Source organism: Kitasatospora sp. NPDC114501, from assembly GCF_055633695.1.
The window spans coordinates 327,893-353,848 of the sequence record NZ_JBVKDS010000002.1 but is presented as its reverse complement, the minus strand read 5'-3'; the positions used below and the strand labels follow the sequence as shown (position 1 = coordinate 353,848).

At 71.5% G+C, this 25,956-nt stretch carries 25 protein-coding genes; 15 read left to right on the top strand and 10 right to left on the bottom strand.

Features of this window, described 5'->3' with window-relative positions; all coding sequences use genetic code 11:
- Window positions 1-89: 89 nt before the first annotated feature.
- Both ACZ7RU_RS05095 and ACZ7RU_RS05090 read right to left on the bottom strand, forming a co-directional pair.
- Window positions 90-1,052 carry a zinc-binding dehydrogenase gene (locus ACZ7RU_RS05095; RefSeq protein ID WP_470339555.1) on the bottom strand — a complete coding sequence of 321 codons (963 nt, stop codon included), beginning with the start codon at window positions 1,050-1,052 and terminating at the stop codon, window positions 90-92.
- 227 nt (window positions 1,053-1,279) lie between these two features.
- Window positions 1,280-2,473 carry an NAD(P)-dependent malic enzyme gene (locus ACZ7RU_RS05090; protein WP_470339554.1) on the bottom strand — a complete coding sequence of 398 codons (1,194 nt, stop codon included), beginning with the start codon at window positions 2,471-2,473 and terminating at the stop codon, window positions 1,280-1,282.
- Window positions 2,474-3,056: 583 nt separating this feature from the next.
- Here ACZ7RU_RS05090 and ACZ7RU_RS05085 point away from each other — a divergent pair.
- The 5 genes from ACZ7RU_RS05085 to ACZ7RU_RS05065 all read left to right on the top strand — a co-directional run bounded on the left by ACZ7RU_RS05085 (window position 3,057) and on the right by ACZ7RU_RS05065 (window position 7,860).
- Window positions 3,057-3,980, top strand: coding sequence for an ABC transporter substrate-binding protein (locus ACZ7RU_RS05085; RefSeq protein ID WP_470339553.1), 924 nt, complete (start codon window positions 3,057-3,059; stop codon window positions 3,978-3,980).
- 422 nt (window positions 3,981-4,402) lie between these two features.
- Window positions 4,403-5,329 carry an ABC transporter substrate-binding protein gene (locus ACZ7RU_RS05080; protein WP_470339552.1) on the top strand — a complete coding sequence of 309 codons (927 nt, stop codon included), beginning with the start codon at window positions 4,403-4,405 and terminating at the stop codon, window positions 5,327-5,329.
- Between the two features lie 37 nt (window positions 5,330-5,366).
- Window positions 5,367-6,341, top strand: a complete 975-nt coding sequence (locus ACZ7RU_RS05075; protein ID WP_470339551.1) for an amino acid ABC transporter permease — start codon at window positions 5,367-5,369, stop codon at window positions 6,339-6,341.
- Window positions 6,338-7,141: an amino acid ABC transporter ATP-binding protein gene (locus ACZ7RU_RS05070; RefSeq protein ID WP_470339550.1), complete on the top strand. Its 804-nt coding sequence runs from the start codon at window positions 6,338-6,340 to the stop codon at window positions 7,139-7,141. Before ACZ7RU_RS05075 ends, ACZ7RU_RS05070 begins: the two co-directional genes overlap by 4 nt.
- A 137-nt stretch (window positions 7,142-7,278) precedes the next feature.
- On the top strand, window positions 7,279-7,860 hold the full coding sequence (locus ACZ7RU_RS05065; protein ID WP_387750169.1) for a CGNR zinc finger domain-containing protein: 582 nt from the start codon (window positions 7,279-7,281) through the stop codon (window positions 7,858-7,860).
- Between the two features lie 10 nt (window positions 7,861-7,870).
- Here ACZ7RU_RS05065 and sodX read toward each other — a convergent pair whose 3' ends face one another.
- Window positions 7,871-8,329 (bottom strand): nickel-type superoxide dismutase maturation protease, encoded by a 459-nt coding sequence (sodX, locus tag ACZ7RU_RS05060; RefSeq protein ID WP_470339549.1) that lies wholly within the window; start codon window positions 8,327-8,329, stop codon window positions 7,871-7,873.
- A 177-nt stretch (window positions 8,330-8,506) separates the two neighbouring features.
- Here sodX and sodN point away from each other — a divergent pair, with 177 nt between their 5' ends.
- From sodN to ACZ7RU_RS05020, 8 genes are all read left to right on the top strand, one after another.
- Window positions 8,507-8,902 carry a superoxide dismutase, Ni gene (sodN, locus tag ACZ7RU_RS05055; RefSeq protein ID WP_045699892.1) on the top strand — a complete coding sequence of 132 codons (396 nt, stop codon included), beginning with the start codon at window positions 8,507-8,509 and terminating at the stop codon, window positions 8,900-8,902.
- A gap of 330 nt (window positions 8,903-9,232) precedes the next feature.
- Entirely contained in the window at window positions 9,233-10,312 is a 1,080-nt protein-coding gene (locus ACZ7RU_RS05050; RefSeq protein WP_470339548.1) for a FecCD family ABC transporter permease, read from the top strand.
- Window positions 10,309-11,133 carry an ABC transporter ATP-binding protein gene (locus ACZ7RU_RS05045; RefSeq protein WP_470339547.1) on the top strand — a complete coding sequence of 275 codons (825 nt, stop codon included), beginning with the start codon at window positions 10,309-10,311 and terminating at the stop codon, window positions 11,131-11,133. Before ACZ7RU_RS05050 ends, ACZ7RU_RS05045 begins: the two co-directional genes overlap by 4 nt.
- Before the next feature lie 22 nt (window positions 11,134-11,155).
- Window positions 11,156-12,148 carry an ABC transporter substrate-binding protein gene (locus ACZ7RU_RS05040; protein ID WP_470339546.1) on the top strand — a complete coding sequence of 331 codons (993 nt, stop codon included), beginning with the start codon at window positions 11,156-11,158 and terminating at the stop codon, window positions 12,146-12,148.
- An 88-nt stretch (window positions 12,149-12,236) separates the two neighbouring features.
- Window positions 12,237-12,620 carry a nuclear transport factor 2 family protein gene (locus ACZ7RU_RS05035; RefSeq protein WP_470339545.1) on the top strand — a complete coding sequence of 128 codons (384 nt, stop codon included), beginning with the start codon at window positions 12,237-12,239 and terminating at the stop codon, window positions 12,618-12,620.
- 10 nt (window positions 12,621-12,630) lie between these two features.
- Window positions 12,631-13,107, top strand: coding sequence for a GNAT family N-acetyltransferase (locus ACZ7RU_RS05030; protein WP_470339544.1), 477 nt, complete (start codon window positions 12,631-12,633; stop codon window positions 13,105-13,107).
- Between the two features lie 188 nt (window positions 13,108-13,295).
- Window positions 13,296-13,706 (top strand): ATP-binding protein, encoded by a 411-nt coding sequence (locus tag ACZ7RU_RS05025; RefSeq protein WP_470339543.1) that lies wholly within the window; start codon window positions 13,296-13,298, stop codon window positions 13,704-13,706.
- Between the two features lie 183 nt (window positions 13,707-13,889).
- Entirely contained in the window at window positions 13,890-14,921 is a 1,032-nt protein-coding gene (locus tag ACZ7RU_RS05020; RefSeq protein ID WP_470339542.1) for an RNA polymerase sigma factor SigF, read from the top strand.
- A gap of 60 nt (window positions 14,922-14,981) precedes the next feature.
- On the opposite strand, the gene ACZ7RU_RS05015 is transcribed toward ACZ7RU_RS05020, so the two are convergent.
- Window positions 14,982-15,410 (bottom strand): hypothetical protein, encoded by a 429-nt coding sequence (locus tag ACZ7RU_RS05015; RefSeq protein WP_470339541.1) that lies wholly within the window; start codon window positions 15,408-15,410, stop codon window positions 14,982-14,984.
- A 50-nt stretch (window positions 15,411-15,460) separates the two neighbouring features.
- Between ACZ7RU_RS05015 and ACZ7RU_RS05010 the strand changes: the two genes are divergently transcribed.
- Entirely contained in the window at window positions 15,461-16,432 is a 972-nt protein-coding gene (locus ACZ7RU_RS05010; protein ID WP_470339540.1) for a diacylglycerol/lipid kinase family protein, read from the top strand.
- Window positions 16,433-16,801: 369 nt separating this feature from the next.
- The gene (locus ACZ7RU_RS05005) at window positions 16,802-17,053 is read left to right on the top strand and encodes a WhiB family transcriptional regulator (protein ID WP_014138019.1); all 252 of its coding nucleotides are present in this window, start codon (window positions 16,802-16,804) and stop codon (window positions 17,051-17,053) included.
- Between the two features lie 459 nt (window positions 17,054-17,512).
- Here ACZ7RU_RS05005 and ACZ7RU_RS05000 read toward each other — a convergent pair whose 3' ends face one another.
- The 6 genes from ACZ7RU_RS05000 to ACZ7RU_RS04975 form a co-directional block, all read right to left on the bottom strand.
- Window positions 17,513-19,033 carry a sensor histidine kinase gene (locus ACZ7RU_RS05000; RefSeq protein ID WP_470339539.1) on the bottom strand — a complete coding sequence of 507 codons (1,521 nt, stop codon included), beginning with the start codon at window positions 19,031-19,033 and terminating at the stop codon, window positions 17,513-17,515.
- A gap of 471 nt (window positions 19,034-19,504) precedes the next feature.
- Complete coding sequence (locus ACZ7RU_RS04995) at window positions 19,505-20,557, bottom strand: SIS domain-containing protein (RefSeq protein ID WP_470339538.1); 1,053 nt, start codon at window positions 20,555-20,557, stop codon at window positions 19,505-19,507.
- 239 nt (window positions 20,558-20,796) lie between these two features.
- Entirely contained in the window at window positions 20,797-22,077 is a 1,281-nt protein-coding gene (locus tag ACZ7RU_RS04990) for an extracellular solute-binding protein (RefSeq protein WP_470339761.1), read from the bottom strand.
- A gap of 455 nt (window positions 22,078-22,532) precedes the next feature.
- A complete protein-coding gene (locus ACZ7RU_RS04985; RefSeq protein WP_470339537.1) occupies window positions 22,533-24,086 on the bottom strand; it encodes a glycoside hydrolase family 3 protein in 1,554 nt (517 codons plus the stop codon).
- 6 nt (window positions 24,087-24,092) lie between these two features.
- Complete coding sequence (locus tag ACZ7RU_RS04980) at window positions 24,093-24,920, bottom strand: carbohydrate ABC transporter permease (RefSeq protein WP_470339536.1); 828 nt, start codon at window positions 24,918-24,920, stop codon at window positions 24,093-24,095.
- Window positions 24,917-25,945 (bottom strand): carbohydrate ABC transporter permease, encoded by a 1,029-nt coding sequence (locus tag ACZ7RU_RS04975; protein ID WP_470339535.1) that lies wholly within the window; start codon window positions 25,943-25,945, stop codon window positions 24,917-24,919. Before ACZ7RU_RS04975 ends, ACZ7RU_RS04980 begins: the two co-directional genes overlap by 4 nt.
- Window positions 25,946-25,956: the final 11 nt, after the last annotated feature.

The following is a 25,956-nucleotide window of genomic DNA, read 5'->3' as shown; positions in this document are numbered from 1 at the left end:
GTGACGGCCCGGTGCCCCCGTGGGGGAGGCACCGGGCCGCCGCGCGCTGCGGACGCGTCAGCGCGTCGGAGCGTCAGCGCGCCGGGGCGTCAGGGCTGGAGGACGATCTTGCCGAAGACGTCGCCCTCGGCGAGCCGGGCGAAGCCGTCCCGGGCCTCGGCCAGCGGCAGCACCGAGTCGATCACCGGCCGCACGCCGGTGTTGGCGCAGAACGCGAGCAGTCCGGCCAGCTCGTCCTTGGTGCCCATGGTCGAGCCGACCACCTTGAGCTCCAGGAAGAAGATCCGGTTCAGCTCGACGGAGCTCGGGTTGGCCCCGGAGGTGGCCCCGGAGATGACGATGGTGCCGCCCGGGCGCAGCGACTTCACCGAGTGCGACCAGGTCGCGGCGCCGACCGTCTCCAGCACCGCGTCCACCCGCTCGGGCAGCCGGGCTCCGCTCTCGAAGGCCGCGTCGGCGCCGAGCTCCACCGCCCGGGCGCGCTTGGCCTCGTCCCGTCCGGTGACCCAGACCCGCAGGCCGGCCGCCTTGCCGAGGACGATCAGCGCGGTCGCCACCCCGCCGCCCGCGCCCTGCACCAGGACGGTGTCACCGGGCTTGACCCCGGCGTTGGTGAACAGCATCCGGTAGGCCGTCAGCCAGGCGGTGGGCAGGCAGGCGGCCTGCTCGAAGCTCAGCCCGGCGGGCTTGGGCAGCAGGTTCCAGGTGGGCACCGCGACCCGCTGGGCGAAGGTGCCCTGGTAGCGCTCGGTCAGGATGGACCGCGGCTCGTCCGGGCCGACCCCGTGGCCGCTCTGGCCGATCACCGAGTGCAGCACCACCTCGTTGCCGTGCTCGTCGACGCCGGCGGCGTCGCAACCGAGGATCATCGGCAGCTTCTCGGCGGGCAGGCCGACCCCCCGCAGCGACCAGAGGTCGTGGTGGTTGAGGCTGGCGGCCCGGACGGTGACCACGCTCCACCCGGGACGGGCCTGCGGCTCGGGGAGCTCGCCCAGTTCCAGCCCGCTCAGCGGGTCGGCGGCGTCGATACGTGCGGCGTAGGCAGCGAACATGCCCCGGACGATAGCCGCGACGGCCGGGGCCGGGAACCACGCGGAGGTGTGACGCGTGTCCCGGCGGTGAACCCCCCGCTCGCCTCCGGGCGCTCCGGCCCGCTGCCGACGGTCTCCCCCAGCCTGGCGGCCGGGAGGTGCCCCGAGGCTCCGGCAGCGGCGCGCCCTTCGGCTCGGGGTGCGCGGGGGAGCGGCCGTCGTGGCCGGCGCGCTCCCCCGTCGGACCGTCAGATCCGCGCCACGCCCTCGGCCCGGGCGGCCTCGGCGACGGCCTTGGTGACCGCCGGCGCGACCCGCTCGTCGAACGGCGAGGGGATGACCTTCTGCGGCGTCAGCTCGTCGGCCACCACGCCGGCCAGCGCCTTGGCGGCGGCCAGCTTCATGCCCTCGGTGATCCGGGACGCGCGGACCTGGAGGGCGCCCGCGAAGATGCCCGGGAAGGCCAGCACGTTGTTGATCTGGTTCGGGAAGTCGCTGCGGCCGGTGGCGACCACGGCGGCGTACTTGTGCGCGACCTCGGGGTGGATCTCCGGGGTCGGGTTGGCCATCGCGAAGACGAACGCGCCCTCGGCCATGGTCGCGACGACCTCCTCCGGCACGGTGCCGCCGGAGACGCCGATGAAGACGTCGGCGCCGGCCAGCGCGTCGGCCAGCGAGCCCTTGAGGCCGGTGCGGTTGGTCTGCCCGGCGATCTCGGCCTTGACGTCGGTGAGGTCGCCGCGGCCCTCGTACACCACGCCCTTGCGGTCGCAGACGGCCACGTCGCCGATGCCGGCCGCGACCAGCATCTTGGCGATGGCGATGCCGGCCGCGCCGGCGCCGGAGATGACGGCCCGCAGCGAGCCGATCTCACGGCCGGTCACCTTGGCGGCGTTCCACAGGGCGGCGGTGCTGACGATCGCGGTGCCGTGCTGGTCGTCGTGGAAGACCGGGATGTCCAGGGCCTCCTGGAGCCGGCGCTCGATCTCGAAGCAGCGCGGCGCGGAGATGTCCTCCAGGTTGACGCCGCCGAAGGAGGGCGCCAGCCGGACCACGGTCTCGACGATCTCGTCGACCCCGGTGCAGGCGAGCGCGATCGGCACCGCGTCCACGCCGCCGAACTGCTTGAACAGGATGGCCTTGCCCTCCATGACGGGCAGCGAGGCCTGCGGGCCGATGTCGCCGAGGCCCAGCACGGCGGTGCCGTCGGTGACCACCGCGACGGTGTTGGACTTCCAGGTGTAGTCGTTGACCAGCTCCGGCTGCTCGGCGATGGCCGTGCAGACCCGGGCGACACCGGGGGTGTAGGCGAGGGACAGGTCGTCCGCGTCGCGCACCGGGACGGTCGCCCGGATCTCCATCTTGCCGCCGCGGTGCAGCGCGAAGACCGCGTCGACCGGATCGTCGGTGTCCTGGGTGCTGCTGATGATCTCCGCTGCCACGATGACCTCTTCGTCATTGTCTGGCGAGGACGCGCGGCCGACGGACAGGACGACCCGGCCGGAAACCGGAAACCGGGTACGCCGAAGCGGACCCGGGGTCAGGGTCGGGGCGCTGCCGTCGGGCGGCGCCCTCGGATGAGGGTTTTATGGGGTCTTGTGTTGTCCGCGTTGTGCTTCGGGGCCGAGCGTAGGTCGGACAAAGGCATCGCACCTATGCCTTTTCGTCCTCGTCGCGTGCGGTTCATCGCCGCGCTGTCGGGTCACAGCGGCCCGGCGTCGGAAGCACCGGGCTCCGGCGGCGGCAACGGCGTGAGCGCACGCGCACCCACAGGGGTGAACACAGATCGAAGGGGAATCGGTGCCCCGGATACGGAGCCGCGTGAGGACTTCCGTTCCCGAGCACCCCGAGCCTGTCGGGGCTCGTCGGTCTGGTTCGAGCGTTCGGGGGTCACCCGGTAGGGAATTCTGACACACCCGCCGCCGGGCCCGGCAGGCCGGGATGGCAGGATCGCTTGTCCGCCATTCCGCGTACACCCGCGCGACACCATGGCGGCCGCACGCCCGTCCCACAGGAGTCGCCCTCATGCCTCACGTCCGCCACGCCCGTCGTCCGATCCCGGCCGGCGCCGTCCTGGCCACCACCGGAGCCCTGCTGCTGACCGGCTGCGGCGGCGGGCAGGCCGCCTCGGACGACCCGGTCAAGGACCTCCGCGACAAGCTGCCGAAGGCCCAGCGGTCGGCCGGCACGCTGCGGATCGGCATGGACGTCAACTACGCCCCGGTGGAGTTCCGCGGCCCGGACGGTAAGCCGACCGGCCTGGACCCGGACCTCGCCGCCGCCATGGGCCGGATCCTCGACGTGCGGGTCGAGTTCGTCGACACCCCCTTCGACAAGCTGATACCGAACCTCCAGGCCAAGCAGTACGACGTGGCGATGTCGGCGCTCAGCGACACCCGCCAGCGCCGGGACGCCCTGGACGAGGCCGGCAAGAAGACCGGCCCGGGCGTGGACTTCGTCGACTACTTCATCGCCGGCACCTCGATCGTCGTCCCGAAGGGCAACCCCAAGGGGATCAAGACCCTGGACGACCTGTGCGGCAAGACCGTCTCCCTCCAGCAGGGCACCACCCAGGACGAGATCGTCACCCGTCAGGTCGCCGTCTGCGCCCGGGCCGGCCGGCCGCTGACCCCCCGCAAGCTGGACACCGACACCAAGGCGCTGGCCGAGGTCGCCTCCGGCGCGGCCGCGGCCGGGCTGAACGACTTCCCGGTGGCCGCCTACGCGGCGAAGACCACCGACGGCGGCGCCCGCTTCGAGCTGACCGGCGGGCAGTCCACCTCCAACCCGTACGGGATCGCGCTGCGCAAGGACGACGAGCCGCTGCGCGACGTGCTGGCCAAGGCGATCGACCAGCTGATCCGCAGCGGCGAGTACGACAAGATCCTGGCCAAGTGGAACGTCAGCGCCGGCGCGGCGCAGAACGCGGTGGTCAACGGGGGCATCTGAGCAACCGGGCGGCGGGCCTCCGGGAACGGCACAGAGGGATCTGCATACTTATGCGCAGAGTGACAGGGGCACGGGATAAGTCCGAATAGCGGACAGCGCGGCCCCTCGTTATCCGATTTTGATCTGGATGAGGGACATCTGACCGTCATCAGATGGCAGGATTCCCCCCATCTCGGATCGAGCCGGCCACAGGTCGAGGTCGTTCGGTCAACGTCCACCTCGGCGGAGGGTGGCGGAAGCAGTACCTCGTAGAACCCCGGGCGGCTCACCCCCGCGCCCGGGCCACTGCACGACCCGGCCTGCACGTACGACGACGTACGGCGACACGCACCCGTACCGAGCCGCGCGGCTCGCCGTTCCGGTGCGCCGCTCCCGCGGCGCGCTCCGCCCGACCTCTCTCCCCCAGGATGGAGATCCCCCTCATGACCACCCGTACCCGGCGCAACCGGCTCTTCGCAGCCGGTGTGGTCGCCGCCTCCGTCTCCCTCGTGCTGACCGGTTGCAGCAGCAGCGGCAAGAGCGAGAGCGGCGCGCCCAACGCCTCCACGACCGTCAACGAGGTCAAGGCCGACCCCAAGCTGGCCGCGCTCGTCCCGGACGACGTCAAGGCCGCCGGCAAGCTCGTGGTCGGCGCGGACGCCTCCTACGCGCCGGACGAGTTCAAGGACGACAGCGGCAAGATCATCGGCATGGACGTCGACCTGGCCAACGCCATCGCCGCCAAGCTCGGGCTGAAGGCCGAGGTCCAGGACTCCGGCTTCACCGCGATCATCCCGGGCATCCAGGCGAACAAGTTCCAGCTCGGCATGTCGTCCTTCACGGACAACAAGGAGCGCGAGCAGATCGTCGACATGGTCACCTACTTCAACTCCGGCAGCGCCGTCGCGGTGAAGAAGGGCAACCCGGAGAAGATCGACCCGAAGGACCTCTGCGGCAAGAAGGTCGCCGTCCAGACCGGCACCACCCAGGCCGACGAGATCAAGGACACCCGCGACCCGGACTGCGCCAAGGCCGGCAAGCCGGGCGTCCAGAACGGGGGCGACAAGTTCGACCTCCAGACGGACGTCACCAACGCGGTGGTCTCCGGGCGCGACCAGGCGCTGATGGCCGACTCCCAGGTCGTCGACTACGCGATCAAGCAGTCCGGCGGCCAGCTGGAGAAGGTCGGCGAGACCTACGGCACCGCCCCCTACGGTGTCGCCCTGGCCAAGGGCTCCAAGCTCACCCCGGCCGTCCAGGGCGCCGTCCAGTCGCTGATCGACGACGGCACCTACAAGCAGATCCTCACCAAGTGGGGTGTCGAGGCCGGCGCCATCGAAAAGTCGGCCGTCAACGGCGCCGTCAGCTGACCCTCGTACGCTCCATCTTCTCCCCCGAGGCCACACCGTGAACTCTTTGGACAAGGGGACGGCGGAGAAGGGGCGGCCTGAGACCATCAAGGCCGTCCCCGTACGCCACCCCGGACGCTGGGCGGGCGCCGTCGTCATCGCCGTACTCGCGGCGATGCTGCTGAGCGCCCTCTTCACCAATCCCGCTTTCAAGTGGGACATCGTCGGTCAGTACCTGTTCCACGACAGCATCATGCACGGCCTGCTGGTGACGCTGGAGCTGACCGTGCTCGCCATGCTCATGGGTGTGGTCGGCGGCATCATCCTCGCGGTGATGCGCCTGTCCCCGAACCCGCTGCTGGCCGGCGTCGCGTGGGTCTACATCTGGATCTTCCGCGGCACCCCGGTGCTGGTGCAGCTGGTGTTCTGGAACTTCCTCGGCCTGATCTGGGCCAAGCTGTCGATCGGCGTCCCGTGGGGGCCGGAGTTCTGGTCCGAGCAGACCAACGTGCTGATCCCGACCTTCGTCGCCGCGCTGCTGGGCCTCGGCCTCAACGAGGCCGCCTACATGGCGGAGATCGTCCGCGGCGGCATCCAGTCGGTGGACGAGGGCCAGAGCGAGGCCTCGCACGCGCTCGGCATGAGCCGGTTCCAGACGATGCGCCGGATCGTCCTGCCGCAGGCCATGCGGGTGATCATCCCGCCGACCGGCAACGAGACCATCTCGATGCTCAAGACCACCTCGCTGGTCTCCGTGATCTCCCTGGAGGAGATCTTCCGGGCCGGCCAGGTCATCTACTCCCGGAACTACCAGAACATCCCGCTGCTCATCGTGGTGAGCCTCTGGTACCTGTTCTTCACCTCGGTGCTGACCATCGGCCAGTACTACATCGAGCGCCACTACGCCCGAGGCTCCAACCGCACCCTCCCGCCCACCCCGCTGCAACGGCTGCGGGGCCTGTTCGCCGGGAAGCCCGCCCCGAAGACGAACGCCGACGTCGTCCCGGGGCTCGAGGGAGGTGGTCACGTATGACCGATCTGACCAAGTCCCCCGCCGGCGCCACGGCGTCCGCCGAGCCCATGGTGCGCGCCGAGAACGTGCACAAGTCCTACGGCCTGGTGGAGGTGCTCAAGGGCATCGACCTGGAGGTCAAGCAGGGCGAGGTGTTCTGCCTGATCGGCCCCTCCGGCTCCGGCAAGTCGACCTTCCTGCGGTGCATCAACCACCTGGAGAAGATCAACGGCGGCCGCCTCTGGGTGGACGGCGAACTGGTCGGCTACCGCCAGAAGGGCGACCGGCTGCACGAGCTCAGGGACCGCGAGGTCGCCCTCAAGCGGCGCGACATCGGCATGGTCTTCCAGCGCTTCAACCTGTTCCCGCACATGACCGCCATCGAGAACGTCATGGAGGCGCCGGTCCAGGTCAAGGGCGAGAGCAAGGCCGAGGCCCGCGAGCGCGGCATGGCCCTGCTGGAGCGGGTCGGCCTCGCCGACAAGGCGAAGAACTACCCCTCGCAGCTCTCCGGCGGCCAGCAGCAGCGCGTGGCGATCGCCCGCGCGCTGGCCATGAAGCCGAAGCTGATGCTCTTCGACGAGCCCACCTCGGCGCTCGACCCGGAGCTGGTCGGCGACGTCCTCGACGTCATGCGCGGCCTCGCCGAGGAGGGCATGACCATGGTGGTCGTCACCCACGAGATGGGCTTCGCCCGCGAGGTCGGCGACGCGCTGGTGTTCATGGACGGCGGTGTGGTGGTCGAGTCCGGCAACCCCCGCGAGGTGCTCACCAACCCCCGGCACGAGCGCACCAGGGCCTTCCTGTCCAAGGTGCTCTGAGCCCGTACCACCGGCGCCCGGCAGACCCGTCCTGCCGGGCGCCGCCCCTTTCCCCGCCCGGGTAATAGGCTGGAATCCCCACCCGGGTAATAGGCTGGAGGCAGTCAGCCCGTTACCGAATTTCTGGAAGGACCCCTGTGGAGCTCGCCGCCTACGCCGACCTCGCCGTTCGGCTGGTGAACACCGAGGAGCCCGAGCGCGGCACCGACGCGCTGACCTCCGTGGAGGCGGTGCGCGCCCTGTTCTCCGACTCCTCGCGGGCCGCCGCCCTCGCCGACGAGTCCGACCTGCCCCGGCTGCGGGCGGTGCGGACCCGGCTGCGCGGGGTCTTCGAGGCCGCCGCCGACGGGGACGAGATCCGCGGCGTCGACCTGCTGAACAGCCTCCTCATGGAGTACCCGGTCAGCCCGCTGATCTCCGGGCACGACTACCTGGACGACGCCGGGCGGCCGCGCTGGCACCTGCACCTGGCCGACAACTCGCCCACCGCCACCGCGCACTTCAGCGCGGTCGCCTGCATGGGCCTGGCCGTCCACCTGACCGAGCTGGGCGCCGACCGGCTCGGCATCTGCCAGGCCGCGCCCTGCCGCAACGCCTACCTGGACACCTCGACCAACCGCTCCCGCCGCTACTGCTCGGACCGCTGCGCGACCCGCGCCAACGTGGCCGCCTACCGGGCCCGCAAGCGCCAGGAGGCGGAGGCGGCGGCCCGCGAGTAGCCCTGGTCGGCTACACCTCGTCCACCCAGGCGCCCAACCGGCGGGCCAGGCCCGGCACCCGGGCCAGCCGCGGGGTGAGCAGCAGCCGCTCCAGCCGGCGCCCCGGCGCCAGCCAGGCCGGGCTCGGGCGCAGCCGCAGCAGCACCCGGCCGAGCACCAGTTCGTCCGGGACGGCGCCGTAGCTGCGGCTGTCGCTGTCCACCGGACGGTTGTCGGAGAGCAGCCACCAGCCGGCGGCCCGGCGCTCGGCGGCCCGCTTGACCACCAGCAGGTCCTGCTGGAAGGGGTGCCGGAAGAGCACCACCGCCCCCGGCCGGATCGGTGCGCCGTAGCGGACCAGCAGCTGGTCGCCCTCGCGCAGGGTCGGGACCATCGACGGCCCGGCCACGTCGACCAGTCCGAACGGCAGCGCACCACCCCGGTCCCGTTCGCCGGCTCCGGCGCCCTCCGGTCGCGTGCTCCGCGCCACGACTCCTCCTCCCGCTCCGCCCGTCCCCAGTCTGCCGTACGGACCGTCACCGCTTCGATGTCCGGATTACCCCGGTTCCGGGTCCGTCTTTTGCCCTAGGCCCGCCGCCCGACCGCGAAACCGCGAGGACGGAAGGGTAATCTCGGGCGCGGGAAGACGATCTAAGGAAGGACTCCCATGTTCTCTCGTCTGTTTGCACCGCGCGCCACCGCCCACGCCCACTGCGACCTGCCCTGCGGCGTGTACGACCCGGCGCAGGCCAAGCTCGAGGCCGAGTCGGTCAAGGCCACCCAGGAGAAGTACCAGGCCAACGAGGACCCGCACTTCCGCGCCCGCGCCATCATCATCAAGGAGCAGCGCGCCGAGGCCGTCAAGCACCACATCTCGGTGCTGTGGAGCGACTACTTCAAGGCCCCGCACTTCGAGAAGTACCCGCAGCTGCACCAGCTGATCAACGACACCCTGAAGGCCGCCTCGGCCGCCAAGGCGTCCACCGACCCGGCCACCGGCCAGGCCCTGCTGGACCTGATCGCCGAGGTCGACAAGATCTTCTGGGAGACCAAGCAGGCCTGAGCCTGACGCGTCGCCACCCGACCGCCCCCGTCCGCACCGCCGGACGGGGGCGGTCGCGCGTTCACCGCCCACCCCGGGCCGGTAAGGGTTGCCTGCCCTGAGTGGCTGTTATGCTGCCAGGGCGTCCGAGGGGGAAGTCCGGTGCGAATCCGGCGCTGACCCGCAACGGTGAGCGCGGCCCGTACCAGCCCGTACGGCCGCGCCAGCCCGATCGCCCTCGGCCGCTGACCTCCCGACAACTCGCCGCGGACTGCGAGGGGAACGGCGCCCCGGCACACCTGCGGTCCGCGCCCGCCCCGGCGCACCCACGGCCCGAGGCAAGGCGCCCCCGTGAACCGCGCACCCGCAGACCGTGCAGCCGGCCCGCCCGTCCGTCGCACACCCGTCGCCCCGCTCGCCGCAGGCCTCGCCGTCGCCCTGCTGCTGTCGCTGGTCTGCGGGGTCGCCCTGGGCTCCTCCGGCCTCGGCCTGCCCCGGGTGCTGCGGCTGCTGGGCGCCGGGCTGACGGGCGGTCGGCTGGACGCGGGCGAGGCGGCCGCGTACGCGATCGTCTGGGAGATCCGGCTGCCGCGCACCGTGCTGGCCGCCGTGGTCGGCGCCGGGCTGGCCGCCTGCGGGGTCGCCGTCCAGGCGCTGGTGCGCAACGCGCTGGCCGACCCCTTCGTGCTCGGCGTCTCCTCCGGCGCGGCCGTCGGCGCCAACGCCGTCCTGCTGTTCGGGGCCTTCGCCTCGCTCGGGGTGTGGGCGGTCTCCGCCTCCGCCTTCGGCTCCGCCCTGGCCGCCATGACGCTGGTCTACCTCGCCGCCCGCACCGCGTACGGGCTCACCCCGCTGCGCCTGGTGCTCACCGGGACCGCGCTGTCCTACGGCTTCTCCGCCACCACCACCCTGATGGTCTTCGCCGCCGACCGCGGCGAGGCCGCCCGGGACGCCATGATGTGGCTGCTCGGCAGCCTCGGCGGCGCCACCTGGGGCAAGGTGCCGATCGCCGCCGTCACGGTGCTGGCCGGCCTCGCCTACCTGACGTCCGCCGCCGGGCGGCTGGACGCGCTCGCGATGGGCGACGAGACCTCCGCCTCGCTCGGCGTGGACCCGGACCGGCTGCGCCGCGAGCTCTTCGTGGTGACCGCCGCCGTCACCGGCACCGTGGTCGCCGTCAGCGGGGCGATCGGCTTCGTCGGGCTGCTGATGCCGCACCTGTCGCGGATGCTGGTCGGCGCCGGGCACCGCCGGGTGCTGGTGGTCGCGCCGCTCGCCGGGGCGCTGCTGCTGGTCTGGGTGGACATCGCCTCGCGCACCCTGCTGGCGCCCGCCGAACTGCCCGTCGGGGTGTTCACCGCGGTCCTCGGCGTGCCCGCCTTCCTGGTGATGATGCGCCGCCGCGGCCAGGCCTTCGGAGGCAACCGGTGACCGACGTGATCGAGGCGGCGGCCGGGACCGGCCCGACCCGCGCCCAGGACCTCGCCGTCGACGCCGTCTCGGTGGAACTGGCCGGCACCCGGCTGGTCCACGAGGTGAGCCTGGCGGCCGCCGCCGGGCAGGTGGTCGGGCTGATCGGGCCGAACGGCAGCGGCAAGTCGACCCTGCTGCGCTGCGTCTACCGGGTGCTGGAGCCGGCCGGCGGCGTGGTCCGGCTGGCCGGCGACGACCTGCACGCCCTCACCGCCCGCGAGAGCGCCCGCCGGGTGGCCGCGCTGACCCAGGAGCACTCCGCCGAGTTCGACTTCACCGTCGCCGAGGTGGTCGCCATGGGCCGGCTGCCGCACCGCCGCGGCTTCGGCGGCCCCGCCGAGGGGGACGCGGAGCGCTGCGCGGGGGCGCTGCGCAAGGTGCGGGCCGAACACCTCGCCGAGCGGGGCTTCCTGAGCCTGTCCGGGGGCGAGAAGCAGCGGGTGCTGTTCGCCCGCGCGCTGGTCCAGGAGCCGCGCCTGCTGGTGCTGGACGAACCCACCAACCACCTCGACATCGCCCACCAGTTGGAGGTGCTGGCCCTCGCCCGCGAGGCCGGCCCGACGGTGCTCACCGCACTGCACGACCTCAACCTCGCGGCGGGCCACTGCGACCTGCTGTACGTGCTGCGGGCCGGCCGGATCGTCGCCTCCGGTCCGCCCCACGAGGTGCTCCGACCCGCCCTGCTGGCCGAGGTGTTCGGCGTCCGGGGCACCCCGGTGCGGCACCCCGGGACCGGCGCCCTCCAGCTGCTGTTCGACCGCCTCGACCACTCCGCCTGATCCGTCCCCCGGAGGAACCACCGTGCGCACCAAGGCCGTTGCCATCACCACCCTGCTCGCCCTCGGACTCGTCGGCTGCGGCGCCGAGATCGCCCCGAAGGAGGCCGCCACCGCCTCCGCCCACTACCCGGTGACGGTGCGCAACTGCGGCGACGAGCTCACCTTCGACCGGAAGCCCGCCCGGGCGGTGACCAACGACGTCGGCATCACCGAGCTGATGCTCTCGCTCGGCCTCGCCGACCGGATGGCCGGCTACGTGATGCCCGACGACAAGGGGAGGATCGACCAGGTCGCCTGGAAGGACGGCTACCAGCAGGCGAAGTGGCTCTCCAAGCAGCAGATCACCAAGGAGATCGCGCTGGACGCCAAGGCCGACCTGGTCTTCGCCGGCTGGCACTACGGCTTCGACGAGGGCCGGGGCGTCACCCCGCAGGCCTTCCGGACGCTGGGCATCGACTCGTACGTGCTCAGCGAGTCCTGCCGCAGCGGAAAGGGCACCGAACGCGGCGTGATGGACCCGCTGGAGGCGCTCTACACCGACCTGGCCAACCTCGGCGAGATCTTCGACGTCAGGGACCGCGCCGACCGGCTGGTCGCCGACTTCAAGGCGCAGATCGCCGCCGTCCCGCAGCCCGAGCGCCGCCCGTCCGTCTTCCTGTACGACAGCGGGCAGGACAAGCCGTACACCGCCGGGAAGTTCGCCGCCGCGAACGAGATCATCGCCAGGGCGGGCGGGACCAACGTGATGGGCGACCTCACCGACAGCTGGGTCACGGCCGGCTGGGAGAGCGTGGTGCAGCGCGACCCGGAGGTGATCGTGATCAACGACTACGGCGACACCGGCGCCGAGGAGAAGCGGCGGTTCCTCACGTCCTTCCCGCCGCTGGCCGGGGTGGCCGCGATCAGGAACGACCGGATCTTCGTGATGGACTACGTCGACCTGGTGGAGAGCCCGCGCAACCCGGCGGCGATCAGCGCGCTGGCCGGCTACCTGCGCACCGTGCCGGCCCGCTGACCGGCCCGGGTCTCGCTCCTCCGGGCACGGACCGCCGGGCGTACGCTCAAGGTACGAGCCGACGGAACCCGACCGGAGGAGCGAGACCATGACCACCACGGCGGCCTCCGCCGCCTTCGACACCCGTGCACTGCGCGAGGGCATCGAGCGCCGCGACGCCGAGGTCCTCCTGGCGCTCTACGCCGAGGACGCCGAACTGCGCGTGGTCGATCGCAAGACCCAGCCCAGCCACCCCCTGGTGATGCACGGGCGGGAGGAGATCGGCGCCATGCTGGACGACGTCTACAGCCGCGAGATGACCCACAGACTGGAACAGGTGGTGGTCCAGGGCGACCACGTCGCGTTCCTGGAGTCCTGCCGGTACCCGGACGGCGTCCGGGTGCTGATGTCCTCGATGGCCGGTCTGCGGGACGGCCGGATCGTCGACCAGACCTCCGTCCAGGCCTGGGACGAGACCGGTCCCGAGCAGTAGGCTCACAGGCATGATCCGCACCGCCGTCGCCACCGACGTCCCCGTCATCCATGCCATGGTCCGCGAACTCGCGGACTACGAGCAGGCCCTGCACGAGGCGAAGGCCACCGAGGAGCAGCTGCACGAGGCCCTGTTCGGCGCCGACCCGGCCGTGTTCGGGCTGGTCGCCGAGGACGACGCCACCGGCGAACCGGTCGGCTTCGCGCTCTGGTTCCGCAACTTCTCGACCTGGCGCGGCACCCACGGGATCTACCTGGAGGACCTGTACGTCCGTCCCCGGGCGCGCGGCGGCGGCCACGGCAAGGCGCTGCTGCTGGAACTCGCCCGGATCGCCGTCGAACGCGGCTACTCCCGGGTCGAGTGGTCGGTCCTGGACTGGAACCAGCCCTCGATCGACTTCTACAAGTCGATCGGCGCGGTGCCGATGGACGAGTGGACCGTGTACCGGCTCACCGACGGGGCACTGGCCGCCGCCGGACGGCGCTGAACGGCTCTCCGGAGTCCGGAGAAAGGGTCTGCCACCCTGCGTCGCAATGCCTTACCATGAGTAACTCCCGAACCGGGGTGCGGAAGGCAGAGCGATGGCGGATCCGCGACGCCGGACCCCCTCCAGGGGTAGCAAGCGGTAACAAGCGGGGTACCAAGAAAGTACAGCGCGTCACCCAGGAGGCAAGGGTGTCCCAGATCGACGGCGATCTCGGTGTTCAGGACTTCGTGGAGGTCCGGCTGCCCGCAGCGGGGGCCTACCTCTCCGTCCTGCGAACAGCGACGGCCGGGCTGGCCGCCCGGTTGGACTTCACGCTCGACGAGATCGAGGATCTGCGGATCGCGGTCGACGAGGCCTGCGCCATCCTGCTCCAGCAGGCGGTGCCGGGCTCCGTGCTGTCCTGCGAGTTCCGGCTGGTCGGTGACTCGTTGAAGGTCACCGTCTCCGCCCCGACCACCGACGGCAAGGCCCCCGAGCGGGACACCTTCGCCTGGACGGTGCTCTCCGCCCTGGCCGGCGAGGTCGACTCCTCGGTCGCTGAGGACAGGACCGTGTCGATCAGCCTGCACAAGAAGCGCGGCGGGTCCTCCGCCCACTAGCCGGGCGACCGAACCGCACGACCGAGCAGCACCGAGCAGCACCCGCGCAAGGGCCGTCCGCCGCTCCCCCGCCCCGGGGCCCGACGGACGGTTCCCGGTACCGCCACCCACGCGGTACGACCAACGAGACGATTCCGGGGCCAGTCGGCCCCGGTGCTCCCGGAACGGAACGGGGGAATGGCCGTGAGTGATCTGGACCGTACCGGCCTCGCGACGGCGGGACCTGCCGTACCGACCCAGGCGAGCGTTCCCGGCCTCGCCGCCAACGACGAAGCGCACCCGAAGGACGCCCAGCGGATGAGCCACCCCACCGAGCCGACGTCCGAGCCGACGCCTGCCGCCGCGCCCCCGCCGGACCCGGTGGACCCGGCAGCCCCGGCGGCCGGGACGGACGCGGCGGCCGACACCGAGCCCGAGCTGCACGGCGCGGTGCCAGTCCAGGGCTCGCACCGCTCCGGCGCCCCGGACCGGGAGGCCGCCCGCGCGCTGTTCGTCCGGCTGTCCGCGCTGCCCGAGGGCTCCCCGGAGCGGGTCGAGCTGCGCAACCAGCTGGTGCGGATGCACATCCCGCTGGTCGAGCACCTGGCCCGGCGCTTCCGCAACCGGGGCGAGCCGCTGGACGACCTGACCCAGGTCGCCACCATCGGCCTGATCAAGTCGGTGGACCGCTTCGACCACGAGCGCGGGGTCGAGTTCTCCACCTACGCGACGCCGACCATCGTCGGCGAGATCAAGCGGCACTTCCGCGACAAGGGCTGGGCGGTGCGCGTCCCGCGCCGGCTCCAGGAGCTGCGGCTGTCGCTCACCACGGCGACCAGCGAGCTCTCCCAGCGGCACGGCCGCTCCCCCACGGTGCACGAGCTGGCCGAGCACCTGGGGATCTCCGAGGAGGACGTCCTGGAGGGCCTGGAGTCCGCCAACGCGTACTCCACGCTGTCCCTGGACGTGCCGGACAGCGACGACGAGTCGCCGGCCGTCGCGGACACCCTGGGCGCGACCGACGAGGCGCTGGAGGGCGTCGAGTACCGCGAGTCGCTCAAGCCGCTGCTGGCCCAACTGCCGCCCCGGGAGCAGAAGATCCTGGTGCTGCGGTTCTTCCGGAACATGACCCAGTCGCAGATCGCCGCCGAGGTGGGGATCTCCCAGATGCACGTCTCCCGGCTGCTCGCCCGGACCTTGGCCCAGCTGCGGGAGAAGCTCCTGGTGGAGGAGTAGGACTGACGGCCGCTCAGCTCCCGCTGGGCGGCCGCACCGGCGACCGGCGGCCCCGCGCGCTCAGCTCTCCTGCTGGGCGTACAGGGCCGCCGTCGACTTCGGGTTCAGCAGGCAGCAAATGCCCACCAGACCGAGCACGCCGACCAGGACGCCGACCGCGACCATCGCGCCGCCGCTCTGGAACATGTAGTAGGCGACCGGCAGGCAGATCGAGTTGGTCAGCACCGCCGGACTGCGGCCCCAGCGGCGCTCCTTGAGCAGCGCGAGGGCGGCCAGCACCGGCAGCACGCCGAGCAGCACGATGACCGCTCCGCCGAACTCGTTCAGGGCCAGCTGCTTGGCCTCGCCGGACAGCGCGGCCACCATGTCCCAGACGCCGACGACGGCCAGGGCCGCGCCCTCCAGGGCCGTGATGGCGGCGCCCAGGGTCAGGGAGGCCGGGCGGCCGGAGCCGGCCGAGGGTGCGGGTGCGGAGGTTTCTGCGGTCACTCCAGCAGGGTAGCCGCCGGTTGGTCCGTACCGACCCGTAGGCTTTCCCCATGCGCGCTCTCCTGGTCGTGAACCACAAGGCCACCACCACCAGTGGCCGGACCAGGGACGTGCTGATCCACGCCCTGCGCAGCGATCTCAAGCTGGAGGTCGCCGAGACCCAGTACCGGGGCCACGCGCGCGACCTGGCCCGCGAGGCGACGGAGGACGGCACGGTCGACCTGGTGGTGGCGCTGGGCGGGGACGGCACCGTCAACGAGGTGGTGAACGGGCTGCTGGCGCACGGCCCGGGCGAGAAGGTCCCGCGACTGGCCGTGGTGCCGGGCGGTTCGACCAACGTGTTCGCCCGCGCGCTGGGCCTGCCCAACGACCCGGTGGAGGCCACCGGCGCCCTGCTGGACGCGCTGGAGCACGGCCGGGAGCGGCCGATCGGGCTGGGCAAGGCGATGACCGAGGGGCTGCCGGACCGCTGGTTCACCTTCACCGCCGGCCTCGGCTTCGACGCCGGGGTGGTCGGCCGGGTCGAGGAGCAGCGCAGGGCCGGGCGCAAGTCCACCCACGCCCTGTACGTCGGCCAGGCGCTCCGGCACTACTTCACCCAGCGTGAGCAGCGCCGTTCCGGCCCGGTCTCCCTGGAACTGCCGGGCCGCGAGCGGGTTCCGGGCCTGGTCCTGTCGATAGTCAGCAACACCTCGCCCTGGACCTTCCTCGGCAACCGTCCGGTCTACCCCTCGCCGCTCGCCTCCTTCGACACGGACCTGGACGTCTTCGGCATCACTCGGATGACGGCGTTCGGCACAGCTCGAACGGTCCGTCAGATCCTGCGGTCGCACACGCCTTCGAGTGACGACGCCCCTCCGGCAGGCCCCTCCGGGAAGCACGTCGTCTCCTATCACGACGTCAGACACTTCACCTTGGTTTCGGAGGAAGCGGCACCGTTCCAGGTCGACGGGGACCATCTTGGAGACCGGAGTCGCGTCAGTTTCACAGGCGTACGGCGGGCACTGCGTGTGATTGTGTGACCGGAAGGGGGGTTCCTCCTTCTTCTCGAACGCACAAGCCCCCTTCACTCCATAGAAGTACTGGCTGTGAGCTAGGCGACACCGAAGAATCCAAAATTCCTCCCCGAAGGGGGTTGTATCCGAGCCCGAGGTTTGCGAACCTCTACATGGCGATCGGGACACATCGCAGCGACGGCGACTCCGGAACCACAGGAGCACCGACCGCGGGGTGTCCCTCGAATCGCCGAATCCCCCTCAGCACAGACCACCCGGGCCCGGCGGGCCTTTGGTCTCTTTTGCTGTTGCGGGATTCGTGAAAGCGTTCACATTCACAAGCCATTCGATTATGCCGATCGGGCCACCCCCCGCGGCAGGAGGAGTTGGACGACCATGGACTGGCGCCACCGCGCTGTCTGCCGCGAAGAGGACCCGGAGCTGTTCTTCCCGATCGGGAACACCGGTCCTGCTCTGCTGCAGATCGAGGAAGCCAAGGCCGTGTGCCGCCGCTGTCCGGTGATGGAGCAGTGCCTCCAGTGGGCGCTCGAGACCGGTCAGGACGCCGGCGTCTGGGGCGGTATGAGCGAGGACGAGCGTCGCGCGATGAAGCGCCGCGCCGCCCGCAACCGCGCCCGCACCGCCTGATCGCGTCGCGATCACACGCCGTAGCACCCGCAGTAACCGCCGTACCGATCGACACATGATCAAAGGCTTCCCTGCACCTCCTGGTGAAGCCTTCCGCACCAAGGACCTCGCCCGGCCAGGTCCCGCGACACCGACGCGCCCCAGGCACTTGATACTGTTCACTTAGAGCAATATCGTGGAGCTGTGGCGCTCACCGTGTGCAACGCACCGGCGGGGTGTCGCACCACCCAGAGCCCCCGTTCCGGCCGACTCCCCCCGACGGCCGGAACGGGTTGAGAGGCCCTGTCGACCCACCCCCCCGGTCGACAGGGCCTCGTTTCTGTTTCCGCGCTCCGGCTCGCGGAGCGTGCACCCGGCGCTTCCGCCGACCGCACGCCCCCACCGCGCCTTCGTGCGACGGATTCCCAGCGAAATCTCAGCCGCGACCGGGGCCCGTGGACGGGGGCCGTGGGCCGGGGCTCAGCGGACCGGGATCTCCAGGATCACCTTGGTCCCGCCGTTCGGGCCCGCCACCATGTCGAAGGTGCCGCCCAGCTCGCCGGTGGCCAGCGTCCGGACGATCTGCAGCCCGAGGTTGCCCGCCGTCTGGGGGTCGAACCCCTCCGGCATGCCGCGGCCGTCGTCCTGCACCGTGATCAGCAGGTACTCCTCCGGCCGGGCGCCGCCGTTCCAGCTGTCCGACCAGCCCATCCCGGTCGCCGGGGCGCGCCCGCGCAGCGCGCTGACCTCCAGGTTGCCGGAGGCGGTCGGACCGAACGCGTGCTCCAGGGCGTTCTGGAGCAGTTCGGTCAGCACCATCGACAGCGGGGTGGCCACCTCGGCGGACAGGATGCCGAAGCTGCCGGTGCGGCGGGTCGCCACCCGGCCGTCCTGGGACAGCTCCATCGCCATCGCCAGGACCCGGTCGGCGATCTCGTCGAAGGCCACCTGCTCGTCCAGCGCCTGGGAGAGCGTCTCGTGCACGATCGCGATCGAGCCGACCCGGCGCACCGCCTCGTCCAGCGCGGCCCGGCCGGACTCCGAGTCCATCCGGCGGGACTGCAACCGCAGCAGGGCCGCGACGGTCTGCAGGTTGTTCTTCACCCGGTGGTGGATCTCCCGGATGGTGGCGTCCTTGGTCATCAGCTCGCGGTCGCGGCGGCGCAGCTCGGTGACGTCCCGGCAGAGCACCAGCGAACCGGTCAGGGTGCCCTTGGGCTTGAGCGGGATCGCCCGCAGGGTCACCACTCCCCCCTGCGCCTCCACCTCGGTCTGCCGGGGTGCCCAGCCGCTCGCCAGCTTCACCAGCGCCTCGTGGACGGCCGAGCGGGACGGCGGGGCGAGGTCGGCGGTGGCCCGGCCGAGGTGGCTGCCGACCAGGTCGGTGGTGAGGCCGAGGCGGTGGTAGGCGGAGAGCGCGTTGGGGCTGGCGTACGTGACGATGCCGTCCGCGTCCAGCCGGATCAGCCCGTCGCCGACCCGGGGGGCGGCGTCCATGTCGGCCTGCTCGACGCCAGGGAAGGGGAAGGAGCCGGCCGCGATCATCTGCGCCAGGTCGGAGGCGCTCTGCAGGTAGGTGAGCTCCAGCCGGCTCGGGGTGCGGACGGTCAGCAGGTTGGTGTTGCGGGCGATCACCCCCAGCACCTTGCCCTCGCGCCGGACCGGGATCGACTCCACCCGGACCGGGACCTCCTCGCGCCACTCCGGGTCGCCCTCGCGCACGATCCGGCCCTCGTCGAAGGCGGCGTCCAGCAGCGGGCGGCGGCCGCGGGGGACGAGGTGGCCGACCATGTCGTCCTGGTACGAGGTGGGCCCGGTGTTGGGCCGCATCTGCGCCACCGAGACGTAGCGGATGCCGTCCCAGGTGGGGATCCACAGCACCAGGTCGGCGAAGGAGAGGTCGGAGAGCAGCTGCCACTCCGCGACCAGGTGGTGGAGCCATTCCACGTCGGCCCCGGTGAGGGTGGTGTGGCGGCGGACGAGTTCGTTCAGCGAGGGCACATGGCGAGGGTAGCGCCGCCGGTCCGGGCGGGGCGCGGCGGACCGGGGGGCGGGCCTCGCCGGGGGTCCCGGCGGGAGGTTCGCCGGGACTGCCCACCGCCCGGAGTTGTTTAGACCAATGTGCCGAGCGGCCTGGACAACCGAGATTGGTCTAGTCCACAATGAAAGGGCACCAAGGAGAGGCCCCGCGCAACTGCCCTGACCGCGCGCGGCCCCTCCTCGGTCGGACGCCGCCGAACGAGGACCCCGCACAGTTCTCGATCGGTCCCGGTGCCCGACGACAGCTCCGGGCTGCGGTGCCGCATGGGTTGAGGGTCCCGTGTCGGCGCCGTGGCCCGTAGTGTTTTCGGCCCCCGCCGGCTCCTCCGACCTCGGCCCCCTCCGGCCCCCGGGACCATCTCTCCGCCGCTCGGAGACCGGCCCCCGGTCCACAAGCCTGTGGACCGGGGGCCGGCTCGCGTGCGGGACGGGCTACCGCGTCTCGGTGACCTTGGCCAGCGCGCGCGGGGCGTCCGGGTCCTGGCCGCGGGCGATGGTGACCTCGTAGGCCAGCAGCTGCAACGGCAGGATCTCCAGGATCGGCTGCACCTCCTCGGGCACGCCGGCCGGCAGCGCGAAGCCCGCCGAGGCGGCCTCCACCTGCGCCTGCTGGCCGACCACCACCAGGTCCGCGCCGCGCCCGCGCAGGCGGTCCAGCACCGGCTGGAGGGCCTCGCCGCCCTTGCCGTCCGGAACGATCGCGATGACCGGCGAGACGTTGTCCACCATGGCCAGCGGGCCGTGCAGCAGGTCGGCGCCGGAGAACGGGGTGGCCGGGATGTAGGTGGTCTCCATCAGCTTGAGCGCCGCCTCGCGGGCGGTCGGGTAGCCGTAGCCGCGCGAGGTGATGACCAGGCGCTGGGCGAAGCGGTAGCGCTCGGCGAGCGCCTTCACCTCCGCCTTGCGGGCCAGCACTCCGGCGGCCAGCCCGGGCAGTTCCTCGGCGGCCGAGCCGTCTCCCCCGCGCAGCCCCTCGACCAGCAGGTAGAGCGCCAGCAGCTCGGCGGTGTAGGTCTTGGTGGCCGGCAGCGCCTTCTCCGGGCCGGCCAGCACGTCGATGTGGAACTCGGAGACCTCGGCGAGCGGCGAGGCGGCGTTGTTGGTCACCGCGAGGGTGATGGCACCGGCCTCGCGGGCGGCCTTGGTGGAGGCCACCAGGTCCGGCGAGCCGCCGGACTGGCTGACGGTGACGACCAGGACGTCGGTGAGGTCCGGCTTGGCGCCGTACGCGGTGGTGGTGGACATCGAGGTCAGGCCGGCCGGCTTGCCGAGCAGGATCTCGATCAGGTACTTGGCGTACAGCGCGGCGTTGTCGGACGTGCCGCGCGCGGTGAGCAGGACGAAGCGCGGGCGGCGGGCGGCGATCTGCGCGGCGACCTCGCGGATCTTCGGGGCACCCTCGTCGAGGATGCGCTGGAGGACGGCCGGCTGCTCGGCCATCTCCGCCGCCATGATCCGGCCGGGAGCGGTCTGCGGGTCGGACATCTGGGTCTGCCTCCGATGGGACGGTTCGACCCCGCCCGGGCGGCTGCCCGGCGGGGACCTCCACGGCGGCGAGTCCGCACACTCGCTGCGGTTCTGCGTGCCGCAATCCTACGGGTGCGCCTGTCGCCGGGCACCTCCGTCGGCACGCCCTCGCGCCCCTCGGCGCGCCCCGCCGACCCGCCCTCGGCACCGCGCCCGCCGACGCGCCCCTCCTGAGACGGGAGAGGCGCGGCGGAGGGTCAGGACGCCTTGTTGATCAGCTGGTCGATCGCCGCGTCGGCCTCCTTGGTGGCCTGGTCCACCGACTTGCCCTTGAGGATCGAGACCAGCATGTCCGGGATGATCTTCTGCTTCTCGACCGCGCCCCAGCCCGGCGCCAGCGGGGTGAACCAGGCGTCCGGGACGGCGTTGGCCGCGGCGGCGGTGGTCGGCTTGCTCTTCAGCGGGTTCAGCTGGGCCAGGTTGTTCGGCAGGATGTCCTTGTCGGCCAGCGCCTGCTCGGACTTGCTGCTGGTGAACATCCGGATCCAGTCGGTGGCCAGCGCCAGCTGCGGGGACTTGGCGGTGACGGCGAGGTCGGAGCCGCCGATGAAGGTCGGCAGCGGCTTGCCGTCCGGGCCGGGCATGGTGGCCACCTTGACGGCGTCCTTGACGCTCGGGTCGCCGGTGACCGGCGCGGTGACGCTGGCCGCCTCGTAGCCGTTGCCGTAGAAGGACGCGGCGCGCCCGCGGGCCATCGCCTCGAACTGGTTCTGCTCGTTCACCGTCAGGTCGCCCTTGTTGTACTTGCGCACCAGGTCGACGAAGTGGCTGACGCCCTGCTGGGACTTGGGGTCGTGCAGGGTGCCGTGCCAGTTGCCGGAGCTGTCGAACTTGGCGATGCTGCCGCCGTACGCGGCCACGTAGCTCATCGCGGCGTACCAGTACGGGCCGGGCAGGTAGAGCGGGGAGAAGGTCTTGTCGGCCTTGTTCTTGTCCGCGATCTTGTCCAGCGCGGTCAGCAGGTCGGCCTCGGTCTTCGGGAAGTCGGCGCTGCCGGTGGCCTGCTGGAAGGTGGCGGAGTTGTAGATGGCCACCCGGGAGCCCGCGTAGTAGGGCACGCACCAGAGCTTGTCCTGGTAGGTGCAGGTGTTGGCGAGCGCCTTGATCCAGCTGTCGGAGTTGTCGAAGGTGCTGCGGTCCACCGGGGCCAGCGCGCCGGAGAGCACGTACTTCATGGTCTCGGTGTTGCCCAGCTCGACCACGTCGGGGGCGCTGCCGTCGGCGATGGCCTTGTCGAGCCTGCCCACCTTGTCGGCCCAGCCCTGGTAGACCAGCTTGAGGCTGACGTTGGGGTACTTCGCCGCGAACTCGTCGTTGACCCGCTGGACCAGGTCCGGCCAGTTCTTCTGGGCGTCGTCCATCAGCCAGACGGTGACGGTGCCACCGGCCGCCTTCGGGTCCGCGGAGCCACCCGCGCCGCCGTCGCCCGCGGGCTTCGCGGACGAGGAACAGGCCGTCAGACCGACCGCCAGGGCCATGGTCCCGAGCGTCGACACGAGCTGACGCTTCTTCACGCCATCCTCCGAGGGGTGTAGAGCCGTGTTGCCCGCCGGCAGCGTGATTGGCGCCCGCGCGGAGAGTCCGGACAGGGGGCGGCGAAGAGCTTGAGGGAGGGCCGATACCACATCCGGCGAGGTTGAATCTCGAACCGGATGCTTGGACTCTGGCCTAGACCATAGGTGGTGTCAACGATCAACGGCCTTACTCGGGGCCGCCGTTGCAGAGCTGTTGTACCGCGTGGCGGCCAGTCGCCACCCTGTCACCCTCAGTAGATCTTAAGGTGGATTTAAGGCCTACTTGAGGGAACACGGTCACTTGGCGAATCCGCAGGTCAACACCGGGAGAACGCGACGGGCCCGCCATGCGACATGCGCATGACGGGCCCGTGGGCCGACGTCCGCCGGACACGGCCGGTGACGTCTCGCCGGAGGGTTCAGCCGACCGCTCCCGGCTGCCCGGTGAGGACCTCCACGGCCGCCAGCCCGCAGACCCGGGCGGCACCGTGGGTGGCGATGTGGAGTGCGCCGACCGGCTCGGACTGGGGCAGGCCCATCTCGACCACGGCGGCGTCCGGCCGGGCCGCCACCAGGCGGCTCAGCGCGGCGGACATCCACGCGTGCCGGTGGGCGTCCCGGACCACCAGCACCAGGCGGCGGCCCTCGGCGCCGGCCACCAGCTCGCCGACCAGGGCGTCCAGCAGCTCCGGCGCGGCCTCGGCCGCCGACACCTCGCGGGTGCGGGTGCCGGGGAAGCGGTCGGCCAGCATGCCGGCCACGCCCCACGGGGTGACGTCGCCGACGGCGATGTTCGGCTCGTCCGAGAACGAGGCCACGTACGGGCGCTCGCTCACCGGCGGCACCACCAGGCCCGGAGCCCGGACCACCTTGAGCGCCCGGCGCGCGGCCCGCAGGCCGACCGCCAGGTCCGGCTCGATCCGCTCGCCCTGGGCCGCGATCCGGCCCCAGCTGCCCAGCGACCGGACCCGCGCGGCGGCGTCCGCCAGCCGCTCCTCGGCGAGCCGGCCGGAGCGCACGCCCGCCACGATGGCGTCGCGCAGCATCAGCACGGTCTCCTCGTCGGCGAGCCCGCCGCCGACGCAGATCGCGTCCGCGCCGGCCGCCAGGGCCAGCACGGTGCCCTCGCCCATCCCGAAGGTGTCGGCGATGGCGCCCATCTCGATCGCGTCGCTGACGATCAGGCCCTGGTAGCCGAGACCGCCGTCGGCCGGGGCGGCGCGCAGCAGGTCGCGCAGCACGGCCGGGCTCAGGGTGGCGGGCAGCTTCGGGTCCAGCGCCGGGATCATGATGTGGGCGGTCATCACGGCCTTGGTGCCGGCCGCGATCGCCGCCTGGAACGGGATCAGGTCGCGGGCCCGCAGCACGTCCAGGTCGACGTCGATGACCGGCAGGCCGTGGTGCGAGTCCACCGCGGTGTCGCCGTGGCCGGGGAAGTGCTTGGAGCAGGCGGCCACGCCGGCCGACTGGAGGCCCTCCACCCAGGCGGCGGTGTGCCGGGCGCACAGCTCGGGGTCGGCGCCGAAGGAGCGGACCCCGATGACCGGGTTGCGCGGGTTGGAGTTGACGTCCGCGGTGGGCGCCCAGTTGTAGTTGACGCCGGCCGCGGCCAGCGCCCGGCCCAGCTCGCGGGCGACGTCCCGGGTCAGCGCCGGGTCGTCGATCGCGCCGAGCGCGAGGTTGCCGGGCCAGGACGAACCGGAGCCCGCCTCCAGCCGGGTGACGTCGCCGCTCTCCTCGTCGATCGCGATCAGCAGGTCGGGGTTCTCGGCGCGCAGCGCCCGGGTGAGCGCGGACAGCTGGTCGAGGTCGACCACGTTGCGGTCGAACAGCGCGACCGAGCCGAGGCCCGCGGCGAGGTGGCGGCGCAGCCACTCCGGCGGCTCGGTGCCGACGAAGCCGGGCTGGAGGACGGTCAGGGCGTCGCGGTGCAGCTGGTCGCTGTCCGGCACGGTGGGAACGAGGATGCTCACGTGGACTCAGCCCTTCACGGCGCCGTCGGTCAGACCGCCGACCGCCTTGCGCTGGAGGAAGACGAACAGGATCAGCACGGGGATGGCGAACATCGTGGACGCGGCCATGGTGGCGCCCCAGTCGTTGCCGAAAGCCGTCTTGAAGGACGACAGCCACAGCGGCAGGGTCTTGCCCTCGTCCTTGTTGAGGATCAGGACGAGCGGGAACTCGTTCCACGCCGTGATGAAACCGAACAGCGAGGTCGACATCAGGCCCGGGGCCAACAGCGGGAAGATCACCTTCACGAAGGCCTGGGAGCGGGTGCAGCCGTCCACCATGGCCGACTCCTCCAGCTCCTTGGGCACCGCGGCGATGAAGCTGCGCAGCGTCCAGATGGTGAAGGGCAGGACCATCATCATGTAGAAGAGGGTCAGCGGCACCAGGCTGTTCAGCATGTCGTTGTCGCGGGAGATGATGTAGACCGCGATGGTCATGACCTCCCAGGGCGCCATCTGGGCCATCATGATGACCAGCACGAAGGCCTTGCGGCCGCGGAACTTCATCCGGGCGATGGCGAAGGACGCCAGGGTCGCGATCACCAGCGACCCGAGCACCGCGCCGACGGTGACGGTGACGCTGTTGAGGACGTACGTCCAGAAGTTCGGCGCGTTGACCGCGGTGGTGAAGTGCTCGAAGGTCGCGTCGAGCGGGATGAACACCGGCGTCGGGCTGATGATGTCGCTGTTCTGCTTGAACGCGGTCGCGAACATCCAGTAGACGGGGAAGACGAAGAAGACGGCGAGGACGGCCGCGATCGCGTTCAGCCAGGTACGTCCGAAGAGAGAGCGCCTCACAGCTCGTCCTCCTGCTTGATCATGATGCGGAAGTAGTACGCCATCAGCACGCCCAGCATCAGGATGGTGAGCACCGCGATCGCGGAGCCGATGCCGTAGTGCTGGCCGGCCGAGCCCTCCAGGAAGGCGTGCACCGGCAGGGTCCGGGTCAGCTTCTCCGGACCGCCGGCGTTGACCGCGTAGACCTGGGTGAAGGCCTTGAACACCCAGATGACCTCGAGGAAGGTCGTGGCCAGGAAGAACGGCTTCAGGTTGGGGAAGATCACCGCGGTGAAGATCTTGACGGCGCCGGCGCCGTCCATCCGGGCGGCCTCGTAGAGCTCCTTCGGGATCGTGGTCAGACCGGCGTACATGTTGAACGCCACGAACGGGATCGACATCCAGACGATCAGCAGGATGATGATGAAGAACGTCGAGTACGGGTCGCTGAGCCAGTTGTAGTCGCGCATCGAGTGCCAACCCAGCTGGTCCAGGATCCAGTTGACGACACCCCACTGGGAGTCGAACAGCCAGGTGTAGACGGTGGTCGCGGCGACCACCGGCATGGCCCAGGCCAGCAGCAGCGCGATCTGGAGCACCAGCCGCATCTTCTTGCCGAGCTGGTTCAGCAGCAGGCCGATCAGGGTGCCGCCGACCATGATCAGCACCACGTTGATCGCGGTGAAGGCGACGGTCCGGCCGGTGACCGCCCAGAAGTCCGGGTCGGTCAGCTGCTCCTTGTAGTTGTCGAAGCCGGTCCACTCGGTCAGGTGCATGACGAGCTGGCGCCTGTTGAGGTTCTGGAACGACAGCAGGACGGTCTTCAGCAGCGGCCAGCCGAGCAGGGCCAGGGTCGCCACGGTGGCCGGCAGCAGCAGCAGGTACGGCGCGAGGCGTGAGCCCAGGCTGGGGCCGCCCGCCGATCTCGCGCCCTTCGGCGCCGAAGCCTTCGAGCCGCCGCCCGACGCGCTCGTCTCCATACTGGCCACAGCAGCCTCCCCCGGCTCCGGGGACTGTGTCTGCACCCGCTCCGAATGCACAGCCATCGTTCTCACTT

Bases quoted from the DNA above. Each gene is read 5' to 3' on its own strand.
- ACZ7RU_RS05095 (WP_470339555.1), bottom strand. From the start codon at position 1,052: ATGTTCGCTGCCTACGCCGCACGTATCGACGCCGCCGACCCGCTGAGC.
- ACZ7RU_RS05085 (WP_470339553.1), top strand. From the start codon at position 3,057: ATGCCTCACGTCCGCCACGCCCGTCGTCCGATCCCGGCCGGCGCCGTC.
- ACZ7RU_RS05080 (WP_470339552.1), top strand. From the start codon at position 4,403: ATGACCACCCGTACCCGGCGCAACCGGCTCTTCGCAGCCGGTGTGGTC.
- ACZ7RU_RS05070 (WP_470339550.1), top strand. From the start codon at position 6,338: ATGACCGATCTGACCAAGTCCCCCGCCGGCGCCACGGCGTCCGCCGAG.
- sodN (WP_045699892.1), top strand. From the start codon at position 8,507: ATGTTCTCTCGTCTGTTTGCACCGCGCGCCACCGCCCACGCCCACTGC.
- ACZ7RU_RS05035 (WP_470339545.1), top strand. From the start codon at position 12,237: ATGACCACCACGGCGGCCTCCGCCGCCTTCGACACCCGTGCACTGCGC.
- ACZ7RU_RS05030 (WP_470339544.1), top strand. From the start codon at position 12,631: ATGATCCGCACCGCCGTCGCCACCGACGTCCCCGTCATCCATGCCATG.
- ACZ7RU_RS05010 (WP_470339540.1), top strand. From the start codon at position 15,461: ATGCGCGCTCTCCTGGTCGTGAACCACAAGGCCACCACCACCAGTGGC.
- ACZ7RU_RS05005 (WP_014138019.1), top strand. From the start codon at position 16,802: ATGGACTGGCGCCACCGCGCTGTCTGCCGCGAAGAGGACCCGGAGCTG.
- ACZ7RU_RS04995 (WP_470339538.1), bottom strand. From the start codon at position 20,557: ATGTCCGACCCGCAGACCGCTCCCGGCCGGATCATGGCGGCGGAGATG.
- ACZ7RU_RS04990 (WP_470339761.1), bottom strand. From the start codon at position 22,077: ATGGCCCTGGCGGTCGGTCTGACGGCCTGTTCCTCGTCCGCGAAGCCC.
- ACZ7RU_RS04975 (WP_470339535.1), bottom strand. From the start codon at position 25,945: ATGGCTGTGCATTCGGAGCGGGTGCAGACACAGTCCCCGGAGCCGGGG.